14 protein-coding genes and 2 pseudogenes are annotated in these 18,514 nt (G+C 62.4%); 5 read left to right on the plus strand and 11 right to left on the minus strand.

Features of this window, described 5'->3' with window-relative positions:
- Positions 1–3 precede the first annotated feature (3 nt).
- Both LOY22_RS24775 and glyA read right to left on the minus strand, forming a co-directional pair.
- Positions 4–1,254, minus strand: a complete 1,251-nt coding sequence (locus tag LOY22_RS24775; protein WP_038998326.1) for a sarcosine oxidase subunit beta family protein — start codon at positions 1,252–1,254, stop codon at positions 4–6.
- Between the two features lie 20 nt (positions 1,255–1,274).
- Complete coding sequence (gene glyA / locus LOY22_RS24780) at positions 1,275–2,528, minus strand: serine hydroxymethyltransferase (protein ID WP_195885194.1); 1,254 nt, start codon at positions 2,526–2,528, stop codon at positions 1,275–1,277.
- A gap of 231 nt (positions 2,529–2,759) precedes the next feature.
- On the opposite strand from glyA, the gene LOY22_RS24785 reads away from it, so the two are divergent.
- Positions 2,760–3,800: a low specificity L-threonine aldolase gene (locus tag LOY22_RS24785; RefSeq protein ID WP_093378747.1), complete on the plus strand. Its 1,041-nt coding sequence runs from the start codon at positions 2,760–2,762 to the stop codon at positions 3,798–3,800.
- Positions 3,801–3,878: 78 nt separating this feature from the next.
- On the opposite strand, the gene LOY22_RS27170 is transcribed toward LOY22_RS24785, so the two are convergent.
- The 4 genes and pseudogenes from LOY22_RS27170 to LOY22_RS24800 all read right to left on the minus strand — a co-directional run bounded on the left by LOY22_RS27170 (position 3,879) and on the right by LOY22_RS24800 (position 6,502).
- Positions 3,879–4,616, minus strand: a complete 738-nt coding sequence (locus LOY22_RS27170) for a methyl-accepting chemotaxis protein (RefSeq protein WP_408980610.1) — start codon at positions 4,614–4,616, stop codon at positions 3,879–3,881.
- Positions 4,617–4,739: 123 nt separating this feature from the next.
- A pseudogene (locus LOY22_RS27175) lies at positions 4,740–5,816 on the minus strand (cache domain-containing protein); the annotation flags it as partial.
- A gap of 156 nt (positions 5,817–5,972) precedes the next feature.
- The gene (locus LOY22_RS24795) at positions 5,973–6,275 is read right to left on the minus strand and encodes a cell division protein ZapA (protein ID WP_038998322.1); all 303 of its coding nucleotides are present in this window, start codon (positions 6,273–6,275) and stop codon (positions 5,973–5,975) included.
- Positions 6,272–6,502 carry a hypothetical protein gene (locus LOY22_RS24800; RefSeq protein ID WP_045202365.1) on the minus strand — a complete coding sequence of 77 codons (231 nt, stop codon included), beginning with the start codon at positions 6,500–6,502 and terminating at the stop codon, positions 6,272–6,274. The genes LOY22_RS24795 and LOY22_RS24800 overlap by 4 nt, the downstream gene beginning before the upstream one ends.
- Before the next feature lie 289 nt (positions 6,503–6,791).
- Between LOY22_RS24800 and LOY22_RS27180 the strand changes: the two are divergent.
- Positions 6,792–7,547, plus strand: a pseudogene (locus tag LOY22_RS27180) (MCP four helix bundle domain-containing protein); the annotation flags it as partial.
- Positions 7,539–8,402 (plus strand): methyl-accepting chemotaxis protein, encoded by an 864-nt coding sequence (locus LOY22_RS27185; protein WP_408980920.1) that lies wholly within the window; start codon positions 7,539–7,541, stop codon positions 8,400–8,402. The pseudogene LOY22_RS27180 and the gene LOY22_RS27185, both read left to right, overlap by 9 nt.
- Here the strand turns inward: LOY22_RS27185 and LOY22_RS24810 are convergent.
- Positions 8,392–10,218: a flavin monoamine oxidase family protein gene (locus tag LOY22_RS24810; RefSeq protein ID WP_258595191.1), complete on the minus strand. Its 1,827-nt coding sequence runs from the start codon at positions 10,216–10,218 to the stop codon at positions 8,392–8,394. The two genes, LOY22_RS27185 and LOY22_RS24810, sit on opposite strands and share 11 nt — an antisense overlap.
- Positions 10,219–10,381: 163 nt before the next feature.
- Here LOY22_RS24810 and LOY22_RS24815 point away from each other — a divergent pair, with 163 nt between their 5' ends.
- Positions 10,382–11,302, plus strand: coding sequence for a nitrilase-related carbon-nitrogen hydrolase (locus LOY22_RS24815; protein WP_093378727.1), 921 nt, complete (start codon positions 10,382–10,384; stop codon positions 11,300–11,302).
- Here the strand turns inward: LOY22_RS24815 and gbcB are convergent.
- Positions 11,223–12,323 (minus strand): glycine-betaine demethylase subunit GbcB, encoded by a 1,101-nt coding sequence (gene gbcB, locus LOY22_RS24820; RefSeq protein ID WP_093378723.1) that lies wholly within the window; start codon positions 12,321–12,323, stop codon positions 11,223–11,225. The two genes, LOY22_RS24815 and gbcB, sit on opposite strands and share 80 nt — an antisense overlap.
- Positions 12,324–12,609: 286 nt before the next feature.
- Here gbcB and gbcA point away from each other — a divergent pair, with 286 nt between their 5' ends.
- Positions 12,610–13,902 (plus strand): glycine-betaine demethylase subunit GbcA, encoded by a 1,293-nt coding sequence (gbcA, locus tag LOY22_RS24825; protein WP_258595193.1) that lies wholly within the window; start codon positions 12,610–12,612, stop codon positions 13,900–13,902.
- A gap of 642 nt (positions 13,903–14,544) precedes the next feature.
- Here gbcA and LOY22_RS24830 read toward each other — a convergent pair.
- From LOY22_RS24830 to dgcB, 3 genes are read right to left on the minus strand one after another with little or no spacing between them, the layout of a single operon-like run.
- Positions 14,545–15,315: an electron transfer flavoprotein subunit beta gene (locus tag LOY22_RS24830; RefSeq protein WP_258595194.1), complete on the minus strand. Its 771-nt coding sequence runs from the start codon at positions 15,313–15,315 to the stop codon at positions 14,545–14,547.
- 15 nt (positions 15,316–15,330) lie between these two features.
- Entirely contained in the window at positions 15,331–16,554 is a 1,224-nt protein-coding gene (locus tag LOY22_RS24835; protein ID WP_213603037.1) for an electron transfer flavoprotein subunit alpha/FixB family protein, read from the minus strand.
- Positions 16,554–18,503: a dimethylglycine demethylation protein DgcB gene (gene dgcB, locus LOY22_RS24840; protein WP_258595196.1), complete on the minus strand. Its 1,950-nt coding sequence runs from the start codon at positions 18,501–18,503 to the stop codon at positions 16,554–16,556. The genes LOY22_RS24835 and dgcB overlap by 1 nt, the downstream gene beginning before the upstream one ends.
- Between the last annotated feature and the right edge of the window lie 11 nt (positions 18,504–18,514).

Genomic DNA, 18,514 nt, shown 5'->3' on the forward strand with positions numbered 1-18,514 from the left:
CTGTTAGTGGGCGACAGCGGCGGCGCCGTGTTCGTCGATCAGTGCACCGTTGTGGAAACGGTCGATGGAAAAGGGTTTGGCCAGCGGGTGCATTTCGCCCTTGGCCAGGCTTGCGGCAAAGACGTTGCCCGAGCCCGGGGTGGCCTTGAAGCCGCCGGTGCCCCAGCCGCAGTTGAAGAACATGTTCTTCACCGGGGTCTTGGAGATGATCGGGCAGGCGTCCGGGGTGGTATCGACGATGCCGCCCCACTGGCGGTTCATGCGCACCCGCGAGAGGATCGGGAACATTTCGACGATGGCCTGCAGGGTGTGCTCGATCACCGGGTACGAACCGCGCTGGCCGTAACCGACCCAGCCGTCGATGCCGGCGCCGATGACCAGGTCGCCCTTGTCCGACTGGCTGATGTAGCCGTGCACGGCGTTGGACATGATCACGCTGTCGATGATCGGCTTGAGCGGCTCGGACACCAGTGCTTGCAGCGGATGCGATTCGATCGGCAGGCGGAAACCTGCGAGCTTGGCCATGTGCCCGGAGTTACCGGCGGTGACCACGCCGACGCGCTTGGCGCCGATAAAGCCTTTGTTGGTCTCGACGCCGATGACCACGCCGTTTTCCTTGCGAAAACCGATCACTTCGGTTTGCTGGATCAGGTCGACGCCCAGGGCGTCGGCGGCGCGGGCAAAGCCCCAGGCCACGGCGTCGTGGCGGGCAACACCACCGCGGCGCTGCACGGTGGCGCCGATGATCGGGTAGCGGGTGTTCTTCGAGCAGTCCAGGTAAGGGATTTCTTCAGCTACTTGTTGAGCATTGAGCAGCTCGCCGTCGACGCCATTGAGGCGGTTGGCACTGACCCGACGCTCGGAATCACGCATGTCCTGCAAGGTATGACAGAGGTTGTAGACGCCGCGCTGGGAGAACATCACGTTGTAGTTGATGTCTTGTGACAGCCCTTCCCAGAGCTTCATCGCGTGTTCATACAGGTGCGCCGACTCGTCCCACAGGTAGTTGGAGCGGACGATGGTGGTGTTGCGCGCGGTGTTGCCGCCTCCCAGCCAGCCCTTCTCGACCACTGCCACGTTGGTGATGCCGTGTTCCTTGGCCAGGTAGTAGGCGGTGGCCAGGCCATGCCCGCCACCACCGACGATGACCACGTCGTAGACTTTTTTCGGGGTGGGCGTGCGCCACATGCGCTGCCAGTTTTCGTGGTGGCTGAGCGAGTGCTTGAAGAGGCCGAAGCCTGAGTAACGTTGCATAGTCTTTACTCCTGGACCACTCAGCGATAAACCGGAAAATCTGCACAGAGTGCCGACACGTTCTTCGCAACATCGGCCTCGACGTCGGCATCGCCGAGGTTATCGAGGATGTCGCAGATCCAGCCGGCCAGCTCCACGCACTGGCTGACCTTGAAGCCGCGGCTGGTGACCGCCGGGGTGCCGATGCGCAGGCCGGAGGTGACGAACGGCGACTGCGGGTCGTTGGGCACGGCGTTCTTGTTGACGGTGATGTGCGCACGGCCGAGGGCGGCGTCGGCCTCTTTGCCGGTCAGGCCCTGGCGGATCAGGCTGACCAGGAACAGGTGGTTGTCGGTGCCGCCGGAAACCACGTCATAACCGCGTTTGATGAACACTTCGGCCATGGCCTGGGCGTTGTCGATCACCTGCTGTTGATAGGTCTTGAAGCCAGGCTCCAGCGCCTCCTTGAAGCACACCGCCTTGGCGGCGATCACGTGCATCAGCGGGCCGCCCTGGGCACCGGGGAATACCGCGGCGTTGAGCTTCTTCTCGATCTCTTCGTTGCTGCGCGCCAAAATCAGACCGCCACGCGGGCCGCGCAGGGTCTTGTGGGTGGTGGTGGTGACCACATCAGCGTAAGGCAGCGGGTTCGGGTACAGGCCAGCGGCGACCAGGCCGGCAACGTGGGCCATGTCGACGAACAGATAAGCACCGACCTTGTCGGCGATCTGACGAAAGCGTGGGAAATCGAGGGTTTTTGAGTAGGCCGAGAACCCGGCGACGATCATTTTCGGCTTGTTCTCCAGCGCCAGGCGCTCGACTTCGTCGTAGTCGATCAGCCCGGTGTTGGTGTCGATGCCGTACTGCACGGCGTTGTACAGCTTGCCCGAGGACGACACCTTGGCGCCGTGGGTCAGGTGACCGCCGTGGGCCAGGCTCATGCCCAGGATGGTATCGCCGGCCTGCAGCAGGGCCAGGTATACGGCGCTGTTGGCCGAGGAGCCGGAGTGCGGCTGAACGTTGGCGTAATCGGCGCCGAACAGCTGCTTGGCGCGGTCGATGGCCAGTTGCTCGACTTTATCCACATGCTCGCAACCGCCGTAATAGCGCTTGCCCGGGTAGCCTTCGGCGTATTTGTTGGTCAGGCCGCTGCCCTGGGCCTGCATGACACGCTTGCTGGTGTAGTTTTCCGAGGCGATCAGCTCGATGTGATCTTCCTGGCGTTGCTCTTCGGCATTGATCGCCGCCAGCAGTGCATCGTCATAACCCTGGATCTGGTCTTGCTTGCTGAACATCGCAGTCTCTCCCGGCAGCGGCATCGGTTCTTGTCGGGCAATTGCCCTTTTGCAGCGATGGTATGACCGACGCAGACAGCCCAGATGCCTACGGACGCCACGCAAAGGTGCGTTTACGACATGTAGCCTCATCGCGGGGCAAGCCCGCTTCCACGGGGGCAATGCTTTGTATAGGCGACGCCGCAATTCTTGGTTTAGAGTGCTCGTCTGCGTCGTTCACAGGACAGTGTCATGCCAGATAAAAGCCAGCAATTCGCCAGCGACAACTACTCAGGTATCTGCCCCGAAGCCTGGGCCGCCATGGAAAAGGCCAACCAGGGCCACGAGCGCGCCTACGGCGACGACCAATGGACGGCACGTGCCTCGGAATACTTCCGCAAATTGTTCGAAACCGACTGCGAAGTGTTCTTCGCCTTCAACGGCACCGCCGCCAACTCGCTGGCGCTGTCGTCGCTGTGCCAGAGCTATCACAGCGTGATCTGCTCGGAGACCGCCCACGTCGAGACCGACGAATGCGGCGCCCCGGAGTTCTTCTCCAACGGCTCCAAGCTGCTCACCGCGCGCAGCGAAGCCGGCAAGCTGACCCCCGAGTCGATCCGCGAAGTGGCGCTCAAGCGCCAGGACATCCACTACCCCAAGCCACGGGTGGTGACCATCACCCAGGCCACCGAGGTCGGCAGCGTCTACCGCCCGGACGAGCTCAAGGCCATCAGCGCCACCTGCAAGGAGCTGGGCCTGAACCTGCACATGGACGGCGCCCGCTTCAGCAACGCCTGCGCGTTCCTTGGCTGCAGCCCGGCGGAGCTAACCTGGAAGGCCGGTGTCGATGTGCTGTGCTTTGGCGGCACCAAGAACGGCATGGCGGTGGGTGAAGCGATCCTGTTCTTCAACCGCGAGCTGGCCGAAGACTTCGACTACCGCTGCAAGCAGGCCGGGCAACTGGCGTCGAAGATGCGCTTTTTGTCGGCACCCTGGGTCGGTTTGCTGGAAGACGGCGCCTGGCAGCGCCACGCTGTGCATGCCAACCACTGCGCGCAGTTGCTCAGCGAACTGGTTCGCGATGTGCCGGGGGTTGAGCTGATGTTCCCGGTGGAGGCCAACGGGGTGTTCCTGCAGATGTCGGAACCGGCGCTGGAAGCCTTGCGCAACAAGGGCTGGCGCTTTTACACCTTCATCGGCAGCGGCGGCGCACGCTTCATGTGCTCGTGGGATACCGAAGAGGCGCGGGTGCGTGAGCTGGCGGCGGATATCCGGGCGGTGATGGGGGCTTGAGGGCCTTATCGCGGGGCAAGCCCGCTCCCACCGAAGATCAATGAAATCCGGTGGGAGCGGGCTTGCCCCGCGATAATTTCAAAGGCGAAACCCACCCATCTGCCGCGCCAGGTCATCGGCCAGCCCGCGCAGCGCCTGGCACTCCTCCCGGCACCCCTGCACATCCACCGCCGTTTCCCGCGCCAGGTCGGAAATCCCCTGCACCGTGCGGTTGATCTCCTCGGTCACCGCCGACTGCTCTTCAGTCGCTGTCGCCACCTGATGGTTCATGTCACTGATGTGCTCGACCTGCTCGGTGATGGTCCCCAGCGAAGCACCGGTCTGCTGGCTCGACTCCACGCCCGTACCGGTTGCCGCCTGCCCGGCCTGCATCGACGCCACCGCACTGCCGGCACCCTGCTTGAGGCGCAGGATCATTTGCTGCACTTCATCGGTGGACACCTGGGTGCGCCGCGCCAGGGTTCGTACTTCATCGGCGACCACGGCAAAGCCGCGGCCCATTTCGCCGGCCCGCGCCGCTTCGATGGCAGCGTTGAGCGCCAGCAGGTTGGTCTGCTCGGAGATGCTGCGGATCACCGCCAGCACTTCGTCGATCGACGCCACCTCCGTAGCCAGCTCCCCCACTGCACTGGCCGCCTGGCCAATCTCCTCGGACATGCCCTCGATATGGGCAATCGAGCGGCGCACTACGTCGCGGGCCTGTAGCGCTTCGCTGCGCGCGGTTTGCGAGGCGTGCGCGGCATTGCCGGCATTCTGGGCAATGTCCTGCACGGTCAGGCCCATCTCATGCACGGCGGTGGCGACCATCTCGGTCATTTCCTGTTGGCGGCCGGAACGCTCGGCGGTGTTGTCCACCACTTGCGTGACTTGCGCCACCGAGGCCCGCAGGCGCTCACTGGTGCTCAGCACTTCGCCGATCAGGTCACGCTGGCTGTCGAGAAAGCGGTTGAAGCCACGGGCCAGGTCGCCGAGTTCGTCTGCACGGTTCTCGTCCAGGCGCTGGGTCAGGTCGCCGCCGCCATTGCCGATGGCCATCAGGGCAGCGGTCACGCGGCGGATCGGCCGGACGATACCGCGTGCCAGCAGTACCACCAGCAACAGCGACACCAACGCCACTGCGCCGCCAATCAGGCTGGTCAGCCAGACGGTCTCGCGTACCTGGGCGTAGATCTGCGCTTCTGGCACTTCGGCAACCAGCGTCCAGTTGAGGTCACGCAGCGGCAGGCTGAGGGCCAGGTAGCCCTCGCCATCGCGCTCGAAGCGGCTGCTGTGCAGGCCCTGCTCACGGCTCAAGACAACTTTGGCAGCCTCGCCACCAATCTGTTCGGCCAACTGCCGCTTGCCGCTGAACTGCGCCTGCGGATGCACCTGGATCAAACCGTCGCCGCGCACCAGCATGACTCGCCCGTGCTCGCCAAAACTGAAGTTGTGAATCAGCTCGGACAGTTCGGTCATGCGCAGGCCAAGCCCGGCGATGCCCACCAGTTGCCCGGCTTTTTCCACCCGATAATCGATGAACAGCGCCAGTTCGCCGGTGCTGCCATCGGTGTCGATGTTCAGCAGCCGCGGGTTGCCGCTGTCGATGAAGCCGAAGAACCATTTGTCCGCCGGGTTGCTGCGGCTCAGGGTGCGGTCCAGGCCTTTCTCGTTGTAGTAGTGGTTGCTCGCGGTCGCGGCAAACAGCGCGGTAAAGGCCTGGTTGTGCTTGCGCAGGGCTTCGAGGTACTCGATGAATTGCGGCGCCTGGGCACTGTCTTCGCCCGCCGCCAGCCAGTCGCGCAGCAGGGTGTTGTTGGCGATGTCCGCCGCCGCCGTCAGCGGCCGGCCAAGCATGCGCTCGATGTCGTTACGAATCGCCTCAATGCTCGCCGGCAAGGCAGTGTCGACCAGGTAACGCTCGGTCAGCCGATTGACCGCCACGCTGTAGATGCCGACCACCACCAGAATGCTCAGCAACAGCGCTGCGCCCATGCTTGCGATCAATTGCCACTGGATACTGCGCCGCCAGAACTGCATGTATTTCCCCTGGGTAAATAAGCCCTGTAGTGCAAGAGACAGGCCAATTGTATACAACAGGAAATACAATAATGACAGTGATCCACAGCAATGCCGGCCCACCCTCCCGAAGGCGGTGAGCTGGCAAAAAGGTTTAGCTTGGGGCTTTGGAGGCGATCAGCTGTTGCTGATGGTCCGCGCAATCACATCGACCGTGGCGTTGACTTGCTCTTGGTAACGGTCGAGGGCCTGCTGGTGCTGCTGTTGCAGTTCGATCTGCTGCGAGCACAGGTTGAGGGCTGCCAGTACCAGCAGCTTGTCACCGATCAGAGTCGGGTATTTACGCTTGGTATCGGCCAATGAGGCATTGAGCATCTGCACCGCTTGCGCCAGCGCCTGCTCCTGGCCTTCGGGGGCCTTGATCGAATAATCGCTGCCGAGGATCGACACGACATTGATCGGCTGCGCTGAGGTTTTCATGCGTTCACGGCACCAACGCTGGCACGCTCAACCAGGGCCTGGATGCGTGCGGCGGTAGCGCCCTGCTTTTCTTCCTGCTCCAGCAGGCTCAGTTGCAGGCTGTCGTTTTCATCTTTGGCCTGGGCCAGTTCGGCACTGATTTGCGCGTTGCGCTCGGTCAGTTCCTGATTCTTCTGCACCAGGTCGCTGACCAGTTGCTCCAGTTGACTAAGGGAAGTTTCCAACATGATTGCCTTCTCGGGGTGTTTCAGGGGGCGCACACGATAAAGAAAAGTCCGCGTGCTAGCCAGGGATATCGGGTTTAGACGCTTCGGCCTGGTGCAGATTGACCCGCCGATGCGGGTCCGGTTCCCCGTTTTGCCTACCACCGGTCAGGAAAAAAGATAGCTGCCTCACAATTTCATCTTCGCCCGCTCAAGTCTTTACCCCGCCGACCGATAGGCATGGCAGTCCTGACTCCTGCGCACGGTTCGCGTGCCCTTTTCCCTCCTGGATACCACCATGTCCCTACGCAACATGAATATCGCCCCGCGCGCGCTTCTGGGCTTTGCTCTGATCGGTGCGCTGATGCTGGCCCTGGGTCTGTTCGCCCTGAACCAGATGAGCAAGATTCGCCAGGCCGGCGAAACCATCGAGACCTCGACGGTGCCAAGCCTGACCAACCTCGACCAACTGACCCAGCTGACCCTGCGCCTGCGCACCCTGTCGTACCGCCTGCTGCTCAACCGCGAAGCCGACACCCTGCAGGCCACCCTCAAGCTGATCGACCAGCGCAACCAGCAGATCGACGACGCGCGCCGCAACTACGAACCGTTGATCTTCGGCAACCAGGAACGCTCGGCCTACAACCAGTACGTACAGTTGCTGGGCCAGTACCGCCAACTGGAAAACCGCATGCGCCTGGCCTCGCAGAACAATGACCTGGACACCCTGCGCAACCTGATCAACCGCGACATGCTCGACAGCTCCGAGCAGATCAACAGCGTCATGGATCAACTGGTCAGCATCAACACCGAACAAACCAGCGAGATCAACCGCACCGCCGCCGAACAATATTCCAATGCCGTGACTCTGGTGATCGGCCTGCTGCTGGCCGCCACCGCCCTGACCCTGATCTGCGCCCTGCTGCTGACCCGCAGCATCGTCAAGCCGATCGACGAAGCCCTGCAGGCCGCCGAGCGGATTGCCGAAGGCGACCTGACCCGCAGCATCCACGCCGAAGGCCAGGACGAAGCAGCGCGTCTGCTCAAGGCCATGGCCAAGATGCAGAACAAGCTGCGCGACACCCTGCAGCAGATTTCCGGCTCGGCCACCCAGCTGGCATCGGCGGCCGAAGAGCTCAACAGCGTCACCGACGAAAGCGCCCGTGGCCTGCAGCAACAGAACAACGAAATCGAACAGGCCGCCACGGCCGTCACCGAGATGACCAGCGCCGTCGAAGAAGTCGCGCGCAATGCCGTGAGCACCTCGGAAGCCTCCAAGGAAGCCACCCGTTCGGCCGGTGACGGCCGTGACCTGGTCATGGAAACCGTCAGCGCCATCGAGCGCATGAGCACCGACGTGCAAGGCACTGCCGAACTGATCGGCAACCTGGCGGAAGAGTCGCGTGATATTGGCAAGGTGCTCGATGTGATTCGCGGCCTGGCCGACCAGACCAACCTGCTGGCACTCAACGCCGCCATCGAAGCGGCGCGTGCCGGGGAAGCCGGCCGCGGCTTTGCCGTAGTGGCTGATGAAGTGCGCGCCCTGGCCCACCGCACCCAGCAGTCGACCAGCGAAATCGAACGGATGATCGGCAGTATCCAGGGCGGCACCGAGCAGGCGGTCAACTCCATGCGCAACAGCACCGAACGCGCCGAGTCGACCCTGAACATCGCCCGTGGCGCCGGCCTGGCGCTGGAAACCATCACCGGCGCGGTGGCCGAGATCAACGAACGCAACCTGGTGATCGCCAGCGCCGCCGAAGAGCAGGCCCAGGTTGCCCGCGAAGTCGACCGCAACCTGGTCAACATCAACGATCTTTCGGTGCAGTCGGCCACCGGCGCCCACCAGACCAGCGCCGCCAGTGCCGAGCTGTCGCGCCTGGCGGTGGACCTGAGCGGGCTGGTGTCGCGCTTTAGCGTTTGACCTGCAGATCGGCCAGCGCAGCCGGCTTGAGGGGGTCCCACTGCGCAATGGGACCGCCCTCGGGGCTGAAGCCGTTGTTGTAGCGCGTGGCCAGTTTGTCCACGGCATTAAGTGCCGTGGTCACCGCCCCTTCAGCCCAACCGCCGGTCCAGGACACATCGTCGCCGGCCAGGATGAAGCCATCCACTGCGCTACCGTCACTGCCCTCCTTGAACTGGCTGAACAACAGCCGCTGGTACTCGTACTGGCCCGGCAGGTTCATCTTGAAAGCCCCAAGATAGAAAGGCTCGTTCTCCCAGTTGATCTCGACAAAGGGGTCTGCCGCAGGGAAATGCGAAGCCAGGTCCAGGCCGGGATAAACCTGATCGAGCAAGGCGGTGCACAACTCGCCATGCTGCGGCAGGTCGCCCTGACGGTCACCGAGAAACTTCAGGCTGTCGTCGTTCCAGGTATATGACAAGAAAACCCCACTACCTTTGTAGGCTCCCGGGTTTCGGCTGTAGTCCACCAGGTAGGTGCCACGGGTCAGGCGGTCAGACAGGGTAATACTCATCAGTTGCTTGCCGTCCGGCCCGCGCTGGGTCCAGAACGGCTCGCGGGTAGCGGCAAATACCTTGGCCGACTGCATGTAGTGGGTATACATCACTGCTTCCCATTGCTGCTGCGTCAGCAGCGAACGGCTGGCCTCAAGGCCTTCGGCGCCGTTCATGTAGCGGAACTTGTCGAGTATCCGCACATGCGGGGTGTAGACCACACTGGCGTAGCGCAGGCGTTGGTCGCGTCCGCTCTGCAGGTCATGGCAGAGCACTTCGAAACCGCCACCTTCGCCCGCTGTCAGGCGCTTGATCTGCCGAACTTCCTGGCGCAGCGGGTCGCCCGGAAACGCGCTCGCCAGTTCTTCCAGGGTCATGTTCTGCGGCCAGAACACGCTGTCATCACCAAAGGCCGCTGCAGGTTGTTGCCAAAGCCGTAGGGGCAACTGGTCGGCACCGTCGCGCATCAACAGGTGGTTGATATCCAGCCCGGTATACAGCACCCGCAGTACTTCCAGAAAGCAATTGGGAAAGTCGGTGTTCCAGCCACCCGTACCAAAGCCGATCTGGCCGAACAGGTTAATCTCGTCGGCAGGCCAACGCGCCTGCTCGACCATCGCGGCATGAAAGCTGAGGTTGTCCCAGCCTTCGCGCAAAATTGCATTCCACAACAGTTTGATTTTCGCCGGGTCTATTGTCCCGGCAGACATGGCGTGTTCCATTTCCTTGAAATGGATAGGCGCCTGCTCGAGAAACTCATCGAAGAACTTGATTTCAATGTTCTCGAACGCCGGCGGCCGGGGAAAGTTGTCATTGCCGACTTCGTAGTAATATTTTTCGTCGGCATAATCAACGACAGTACTAACGGCGGCGGCACTTCCGGGATTGGGAAAGTCTTCAGTGTTATCCCGCATGCGCACTTTGCTGAAGTAATGCATCAGCGCCTGGCCCGACAACGGAAAGCGCATGGCACCGCGCTCAAACGGCACGCTATCGTTGACCGCGGTCGAATACAGGCGCCCGCCTATGCGTCCGCTGGCCTCCACCAAAACCGGATGCAGGCCCATGCGCATTGCTTCATAGGCGGCAACCAGCCCGGCCACGCCGGCCCCCACCACCAGCACTTGCTGGCCATGATGCTGTGGCTGGATTCGGCCAAGCGGTGCCGGCCCCTTGTCCGCCAGGTACTGCCCATAGTCAAAAGGAAAGTCTGGAATCAGCGCCCGAACCTGATTATCCAGCACACGCTTGGCGGAAAGAATTCGTGAAGGGATCGAGGACATATCAGGCTCCGCCTGAAGGCAGTGATGAACTCACAGCATAGAGCCGGGGGTCTTCAATAGTTATATTGATTGGCAATCAAAAACACGGAACTTGAACTAGCAAAAATGCCAGTTGACGCTAACTATTTTATATCGCCTGATCATTATTTTCAGGAGAGCACACATGAACACATCATCACTGCCGCTGCGCATTGCTTGCGCCCAAGTTGCACCGAAAGTTGCCGATGTAATCCATAACCGCGAAGTTTCCAATGCAGCGATCATCGAGGCCGCCCGGGAAGGCGCGGAACTGGTCGTGCTGCCGGAGCTTATGCAGAGCGGCTACGTGTTTGAAGACCGCGACGAAGCCTTGAGCGTTGCCGAGGGTTTATACGACGCCACGGTCAAGGGTTGGTTCGCCCTCGCCCGGCAACACGAGATCATGGTGGTGGCCGGCCTGTGCGAACGCCTGTCGGCAACCGAAGTCGCCAACAGCGTAGTGCTGATCGAGCCTCAGGGCTGGATCACCTGCTATCGCAAGGTGCACCTGTGGGACCGGGAAAAACTCATCTTCACACCGGGCGAACAACCGCCACCCGTTGTGCGAACGGCCAAAGGGCGAATAGCACTGATGATCTGTTATGACCTGGAGCTCCCGGAGTGGGTACGCCTGGCTGCGCTGAGTGGTGCACAGTTGTTGTGTGCGCCCGCCAACTGGCCAGAATTCCCCCGCCCTCCCGAGGAGCGCCCGGCAGAAATCGTCCGGGTTCAGGCGGGGGCAGCAGTGAATCGCATGTTCATCGCGGTTTGTGATCGCCATGGCAGCGAACGCGGGGTCGACTGGGTGGGCGGTTCAACCATTGTCGATGCCGACGGCTTTCCCCTGGCTGGCGCCAGCAGCCTGCCCGAAGCGCAACTGCTGCTGGCCGACCTGGACCTGAGCGACGCCGACTACAAGTGGATCAGCGACCACAACCATGTCCATGAAGATCGCCAGCCGCAGCTTTACGGCGGTGTCTGCAACACTAGTACTCAATCCGTACGTCACCCTTCGGCACACTGCAGCAGGACAAAATATAACCCTCCGCCACATCGTCATCAGTGATGCCACCGTTGTGTTCCATCTCCACTTCGCCGCCCAGCTTGAGCACCTTGCAGGTGCCGCAGATGCCCATGCCGCAGGCCTTGGGGATCATCAGCCCGAGCTTGGCCGCCGCCGCGTGCACGGTCTCGCCCGGGGCGACGCGGATGCTCTTGCCGGTGGCGGTGAATTCGACTTGGTGCAGGTCGCCGGCGTCCACCTCGGCAGCTTCGGCGGCTTGTTCGGCGTGTTCCACGGCATCGGCCTTGACCTCGGCCGGGGTCGCGCCGAACGACTCTTCATGGTAGCGGCTCATGTCGTAGCCGCTACTTTCCAGCAGGCGCTTGACCGCGTTCATGTAGGGCGTCGGGCCGCAGCAGAAAATCTCCCGTTCCAGGTAGTCCGGGGCGATCAACTCCATCAGCTTCTGGTTCAGGTAGCCGCGATAGCCCGCCCAGGGCTCGCCCAAGCCGTGCTTCTCGCAAATGATATGAAGGCTGAAGTTGTCGATTCGCGACGCCATATGTTCCAGCTCGCGGTGATAGATGATGTCTTTCGGTGAGCGCGCGCTATGAACGAAAACCATGTCGACATTGCCGTTGGTGTCATAGAACCAGCGGGCCATGGACATCACCGGGGTGATACCGACGCCGCCGCTGAGGTACAGCACCTTGGGGCTGGGGAAATCCATGGCGTTGAACAGCCCGACCGGGCCGTGCACCGCCAGCTCCTGGCCTTCGTGCAATGTGTCGTGTAGCCAGTTGGAGACCTTGCCGCCGGGCACGCGCTTGATGGTCACCGAGAAACTGTAGGGCACCGACGGCGAGCTTGAGATGGTGTACGAGCGCATGATCGGCTCGCCATCGATCTCAAGCTCCAGGGTGACGAACTGCCCGGGCTTGAAGAAGAACATGATCGGCTGGTCGGCCATGAAACAGAAGGTGCGCACGTCCCAGGTTTCCTGGATCACCTTGACGCAACGGACGATGTGGCGGCCGTTGGCCCAGGTCTGGGTGCTGACCGGATTGAGGAAGCTGTTGGACATGCTCGTCTCCACGGCCGACTGCGGCCTGATGGCTGCGATTCTGCTTAAGCCGCGCAGGCGACACTTACCTATCCGCGACATTGGCGTGCTTATCGCGACCAGCCCCCAGCCACGGGGGCTTACGCGTCGGAAACGGATCTGATCATGTCGTCCATGGATATGGTTCCTGCGCCCTTCGAACGCACACTCCATCGCACATGATCCTGCTGTACTTGAGCCTTGCGTCGCCATAACAACGATTAGCCACTTTCACCGGCCACAAGCACTGGCCATGAGGACCTACACGATGGACGTCACCGCAACTTTGAGTCTGGGCGATCCACTGGAACCTGCACGCAAGGCCACCGCCGAGATGCTGCAGAGCCGCGAGCGGACCTTCTCGCTGCCACAGCCGTTCTACTGCGACGAGCGCCTGTTCCAGATCGACATGGAAGAAATCTTCCAGAAGGAATGGCTGATCGCCGGGATGACCTGTGAAATCCCGACCAAGGGCAACTTCATCACCCTGCAGATCGGCAAGAACCCGATCCTGGTGGTGCGCGGTGCCGAAGGCCAGGTGCACGCCTTCCACAACGTCTGCCGCCATCGCGGTTCACGCCTGTGCACCAGCGACAAGGGCAAGGTCGCCAAGCTGGTCTGCCATTACCACCAGTGGACCTACGAGCTGGACGGCCGCCTGCTGTTTGCCGGCACCGAAATGGGCGCCGATTTCGACATGAAGCAGTACGGCCTCAAGCCTGTGAACGTCAAGACCGCCGGTGGCTACATCTTCATCAGCCTGGCCGAGAACCCGCCGGCGATTGACGACTTCCTCGCCACCCTGACCCACTACATGGAACCCTACGACATGGAGAACACCAAGGTGGCGGTGCAAACCATCTTGATGGAGAAGGCCAACTGGAAGCTGGTGCTGGAAAACAACCGCGAGTGCTACCACTGCAGCGGCTCGCACCCTGAACTGCTGAAAACCCTGCTGGAATGGGACGACGTCACCGACCCACGCGCCGACCAGGCGTTCAAGGACCACGTCGCCACCTCGGCTGCCGCCTGGGATGCCGAGAAGATCCCCTACGCCCACGCAAGCTTCGGCCTGCGTAACCGTATCGTGCGCATGCCGCTGCTCAAGGGCACGGTGTCGATGACCCTGGATGGCAAGCAGGGCTGCCAGAAGCTCATGGGCCGGATCAAGAACCCGGATCTCGGCTCGATGCGCATCCTGCACCTGCCGCACTCGTGGAACCACTGCATGGGCGATCACATCATCGTCTTCACTGTGTGGCCGATCAGCGCCCAGGAGACCATGGTCACCACCAAGTGGCTGGTGCACAAGGATGCGGTTGAAGGTGTGGACTACGACCCGGCGCGCATGCGCCAGGTGTGGGACGCCACCAACGACCAGGACCGGCGCCTGGCTGAAGAGAACCAGCGTGGGATCAACTCCACGGCGTATCAGCCCGGGCCTTATTCGAAGACCTATGAGTTTGGCGTGGTTAATTTCGTCGATTGGTACAGCGAGCGGATGCTGAGCAACCTGGGGGCGGCGCCGGCGCCTTATCTGAAGGGTGTGGCTGCGCAGTAACCTTATCGCGGGGCAAGTCGAGGCGTCGCACCGCCGCTCCCACAGGATTTGTAGGTACCTGTAAATCCTGTGGGAGCTGATCAAATTTTGACCATACCCCGCAACACCCCGGCCTTACTGGGGCCCTCGATAGAACAAACACTTTATCCACAGGACAGCCCACAGCTAATGTGGGCAAGTCGTTGTTTTTCCCACTAAATTTTATTGATCAATATTTGATCAAATCTCTGCACGCCTTTAAATACAAGGCTCACAGCGGAAGGCGAACACCTTATCCACAGAGACGCCAACAGACTTTGTGTGCAAAAGTCGCAGCGGTGAAAAAGCGTTGTGGATAACGCCCTGAACAACCGAAAAAACGGGCGTGGGCAGGCATAAACACGGCAATTGGCTAGTTTTTGATCAACCGTGCGCAGCCCTTGCCACACGGGCCTCTCAGCCATGGGCGAACATATTATCCACAGACCCGCCAACAGCGATTGTGGGCAAACTCAGCCGAGCCAGAGGGAGAAAACCTCGAAAAATACACAACTTAGCTTGATCATTTTTTGACCATAACGCCGAAGGGCACGCAATGCGTGCCCTGCAGCCATACACGAACACTTTATCCACAGATCGGCCAACAGACTTTGTGAGCAACTGTCAGCGTAATACGCCCTCTTCCACCAGCAGCTTGAGGATGGCTTGCGCGCCGTCTGCGGGGCAGAGGTCCTTGAGTACTTGCCCACCACCGCCACTGGCCTTGGCGGTAGCAGCTTTCATGCGGTCGGCGCCGCTCTTGGCCTTGATCACTTTCAGGCGCTTGGGCCGTGGCTTGGCCGGCTGCAGCTCGGCGCTTGTGAATAACTCGTCTTCGACAACATCCACCTGGCGCGCTGCCAACACCCCGCGCCGGGCCGGGCCAAAGGCGCTCTGGCGCGGCTTGGGCGCGGCGTTATCCACAGTCGCCAGCAGCGGCAGGCGTACCTTCAGACGCCGCCGCTGGCCCCGTGGCAGGGCCTGCAGCACCTGGGCGACACCATTGTGGATAGATTCAACTTCGGCCAGGCCCACCACCAGCGGCCAGCCCAGACGCTCGGCCAGCAGGAACGGCAGCATCCCCGAACCTTCGCCGGTTTCCGCCTGGCTGCCGGTCAGCACCAATTGAGCGCCAGCGTCGCGCAGGTAATCGCCGAGTACGCCCAGGGCATCGGCGCCATGTGGCTGTTCAAGCACGTCGATGTGCTCCAGGCCCATACCCAGGTAAGCGCGCAAGGCCGGCTCCTGCGGGTCGCCGGCGTGCAGCACCTGCAAGTTATCCCCAGCCAGCTGCAGGCCCAGCTCTACCGCCCGGGCATCCTGCTCGGCACGTCGAGAGCGGCCAGAGCTTGGGTGGGCACCGATTGAAACCAGACTGATGACCTTGGTGTGCATAGTTATCCCCTGCCCTCAGGCCGCATCGCGCTTGACGTCGTTGCGGTAGTTTTCCACAGCCTCGATCAGCGCCTGGAGAATCGCCGCGCTGTCGCCGATCACCGACAGGTCGGCACGCTTGATCATGTCGCAGCCCGGGTCCATGTTGATCGCCACCACCTTGTCGCAGGCGCCGATGCCCTGCAGGTGCTGGATCGCCCCGGAGATACCCACAGCCAGGTATACCCGCGCGGTCACCCAGGTACCGGTGGCACCGACCTGGCGATTGCGTGGCATAAAGCCGTCGTCCACTGCTACCCGCGAGGCGCCTTCGGTCGCGCCGAGGGCCACGGTGGCGCGGTGGAACAGTTCCCAATCCTTGACGCCATTACCGCCCGAGACAATGAATTCGGCCTCGGCCATGGCGATGGCCGCCGGATCGACGGCCACCGGGCCGAGGTCTTCAATGCGTGACAAGCTGCGCACAGCACTTGTGGATAACTGCACCGGCAAGGCTTCATGACGGGTTTCACTGACCGGTTCCGCACATTCGGCGGCTGCCAGGATCAAGCGCGGCAAGCCGCGGACCAGGTCTTGCTGGCCAGCGCCGGCGCGGCCGCTGCACTGCCCGTCCTTGACCTGCCAGACCCGAGTCGCCGGGCGTTCGCCAATGGCCGCAGCAAAGCGCCGGCCCAGCTCGCCGCCACCCGTGCGGCTGTCTGGCAGCAGCCAATGGCGTGGGCTGTACTGGTTATCCACAGCGCGCAGGCCCTGCACCAACTGCTCCGGTGCGTAACCTGCGAACTCGTCACCTTCGATGACCAGCAGGCGATCGACACCGGCTGTGGAAAAGTTGCTTTCCTTGTGTTCGCCAAACACCACTGCCAGCACCGCGCCGTCGCTACCGGCCAGGCTGTGGGCCAGGCCCAGCAGGTCGCGGTCGTGACTGCCCAGGCGACCGCCGACCATGTCTGGAACCACGGCGATGTAGAACGCCGGCTGTGCCACCTGGTGCAGCAGCAATTGCACCACGGCCGCAGCCGTGCGCTTGCTGCTGCCACCCTGCTGGGCGCCGCTGCGGTCGATGCGCTTGAGGCCATTGGGGCCGATGAAGCCAACCCCGTGCGGGTTCTTGCGAATGATGCCGTTGGGCCCCATCCAGCTGTGTTGCTGGCCCTGCTGCATGGCCGCATGCAGCGGGTGCAAGCGGTTGCGGGCGATCCACTCGGCGCGCGGATCACGGCGAATAATGTCGCTCATCAGTGCACCTCCGCAGGTTCACGCTGTGCCGGAGCGGGTTTGCTCGGCGCCGCCGGTTCTTCGAGAATGGCGTCGGCAACCAGTTCCGCCAGGTCCTTGATCAGCGGACGGGGCTCGACTACGCCCTCAAGCATCGCCGTGCACTGTGGACAACCCACGGCCACCAGCTCGGCGGCGGTTTCGCGGATGTCATCCATACGCATGTCGGGGATCCGTTGTTTGCCCGGAATATCGGTAATCGGCGCTCCGCCGCCACCGCCGCAGCAGCGCGAACGCAAGCCCGACCGCTGCATCTCCCTGACCTCGATGCCGAGAGCGCGCAATACCTCGCGCGGCGCCTCGTACTCACCGTTGTAGCGGCCCAGGTAGCACGGGTCGTGGTAGGTCACGCTGCCGCCCTTGTGCTGGCCCAGGTTGAGCGCGCCTGCGCCAATCAGCTCGGCGATGTAAGTGCTGTGGTGCTGCACCAGGTAGTTGCCGCCGAAGGCCCCGTATTCGTTCTTGAGCACGTGGAAGCTGTGCGGATCGCAGGTGACGATGCGCTTGAAGTTGTACTTGGCCAGGGTCTGGATATTGCGCCGGGCCAGTTGCTGGAAGGTCGCTTCATCGCCCAGGCGCCGGGCCACGTCACCGCTGTCGCGCTCTTCCAGGCCGAGCACGGCGAAGTCCACTTGCGCGGCTTTGAGCACTTTGACGAAAGCGCGCAGGGTGCGCTGGTTGCGCATGTCGAAGGCACCATCGCCGACCCAGAACAGCACCTCGGCGGTCTTGATGTCGCCGAGCAGGTTGAGGTTGAGGTCCGCCGCCCAGTTCATCCGCCCGCCCGGGGCGAAGCCGCCGGGGTTGTCGGTGGCGATCAGGTTGTCCAGCACCTCGGCGCCCTTGTTCGGTGTCGCGCCTTTTTCCAGGGTCAGGTGGCGGCGCATGTCGACGATGGCATCGACGTGCTCGATCATCATCGGGCATTCCTCGACGCAGGCGCGGCAGGTGGTGCACGACCACAGGGTCTGGGCATCGACCAGGCCGTTGACGATCGGCTGGTGCGGGTTGCCGCCATGCTCGCCAATGGCTTTGCCAGGATAGGGGCTGCCGGCAAACTTGGCATCGGTACCACCGGCCAGGCCAACGACCATGTCCTGGATGAGTTTTTTCGGGTTCAGCGGCTGGCCGGCGGCAAACGCCGGGCACACGGCCTCGCACTTGCCGCACTGCACGCAGGCGTCAAAACCGAGCAATTGGTTCCAGGTGAAATCCTTGGGCTTTTCTACCCCCAGCAACGCTTGCGGGTCTTCCAGGTCGATGGGCTTGAGCCCGGTCGAACGGCCACCGCCAAAGCGCTCGGCACGCCGGTGCCAGGCCAGGTGCAGGGCACCGGCGAAGGCATGCTTCATCGGCCCGCCCCAGGTCATGCCGAAGAACAGCTCGGACACGCCCCACAACACGCCAAGCCCCAGCAGCGCCACCAGCAGCCAGCCGCCGAAGCCTTCGGGGAGGATCCCGGCGACCGGCAAGGTGGCGATGAAGAAGCTTGCGGCGAACACCAGCAGGCTTTTCGGCAAGCGCATCCATGGGCCTTTGGACAGCCGCGACGGCGGATTGAGCCGGCGTTTGTAAACGAACAGCGCACCGGCAAACATCAGCACAGTAGCGAACAGCAAGGCGTAGCCGAGAATCTTGTTATGCAGACCGAAGCCATGCACCAGGATCGCCAGCACCGCCGCCAGGACAAAGCCGCCAGCGGTGGCCACGTGGGTGTTGGCCATGTACTTGTCGCGGGCGACCACGTGGTGCAGGTCAACCATATAGCGCCGGGGCATGGCCAGCAGGCCGCCGAGCAGATCGACCTTCGAAGGCCGACCCTGGCGCCACATCCGCACGCGCCGCAGCGCGCCCAGGACAGCAAGGCCCAGGGCGGCGAACAGGAGGATGGGGATAAGGGTGTTCAACATTTAGAGGCACC

This window comes from Pseudomonas sp. B21-035 (assembly GCF_024748945.1).
Lineage (GTDB): Bacteria > Pseudomonadota > Gammaproteobacteria > Pseudomonadales > Pseudomonadaceae > Aquipseudomonas.

Excerpts from the sequence above, each read along its gene's own strand:
- LOY22_RS24775 (WP_038998326.1), bottom strand. The coding sequence starts at position 1,254 with ATGCAACGTTACTCAGGCTTCGGCCTCTTCAAGCACTCGCTCAGCCAC.
- glyA (WP_195885194.1), bottom strand. The coding sequence starts at position 2,528 with ATGTTCAGCAAGCAAGACCAGATCCAGGGTTATGACGATGCACTGCTG.
- LOY22_RS24785 (WP_093378747.1), top strand. The coding sequence starts at position 2,760 with ATGCCAGATAAAAGCCAGCAATTCGCCAGCGACAACTACTCAGGTATC.
- LOY22_RS27170 (WP_408980610.1), bottom strand. The coding sequence starts at position 4,616 with ATGACCGAGATGGTCGCCACCGCCGTGCATGAGATGGGCCTGACCGTG.
- LOY22_RS24795 (WP_038998322.1), bottom strand. The coding sequence starts at position 6,275 with ATGAAAACCTCAGCGCAGCCGATCAATGTCGTGTCGATCCTCGGCAGC.
- LOY22_RS24800 (WP_045202365.1), bottom strand. The coding sequence starts at position 6,502 with ATGTTGGAAACTTCCCTTAGTCAACTGGAGCAACTGGTCAGCGACCTG.
- LOY22_RS27185 (WP_408980920.1), top strand. The coding sequence starts at position 7,539 with ATGCAGAACAAGCTGCGCGACACCCTGCAGCAGATTTCCGGCTCGGCC.
- LOY22_RS24810 (WP_258595191.1), bottom strand. The coding sequence starts at position 10,218 with ATGTCCTCGATCCCTTCACGAATTCTTTCCGCCAAGCGTGTGCTGGAT.
- LOY22_RS24815 (WP_093378727.1), top strand. The coding sequence starts at position 10,382 with ATGAACACATCATCACTGCCGCTGCGCATTGCTTGCGCCCAAGTTGCA.
- gbcB (WP_093378723.1), bottom strand. The coding sequence starts at position 12,323 with ATGTCCAACAGCTTCCTCAATCCGGTCAGCACCCAGACCTGGGCCAAC.
- gbcA (WP_258595193.1), top strand. The coding sequence starts at position 12,610 with ATGGACGTCACCGCAACTTTGAGTCTGGGCGATCCACTGGAACCTGCA.
- LOY22_RS24830 (WP_258595194.1), bottom strand. The coding sequence starts at position 15,315 with ATGCACACCAAGGTCATCAGTCTGGTTTCAATCGGTGCCCACCCAAGC.
- LOY22_RS24835 (WP_213603037.1), bottom strand. The coding sequence starts at position 16,554 with ATGAGCGACATTATTCGCCGTGATCCGCGCGCCGAGTGGATCGCCCGC.
- dgcB (WP_258595196.1), bottom strand. The coding sequence starts at position 18,503 with ATGTTGAACACCCTTATCCCCATCCTCCTGTTCGCCGCCCTGGGCCTT.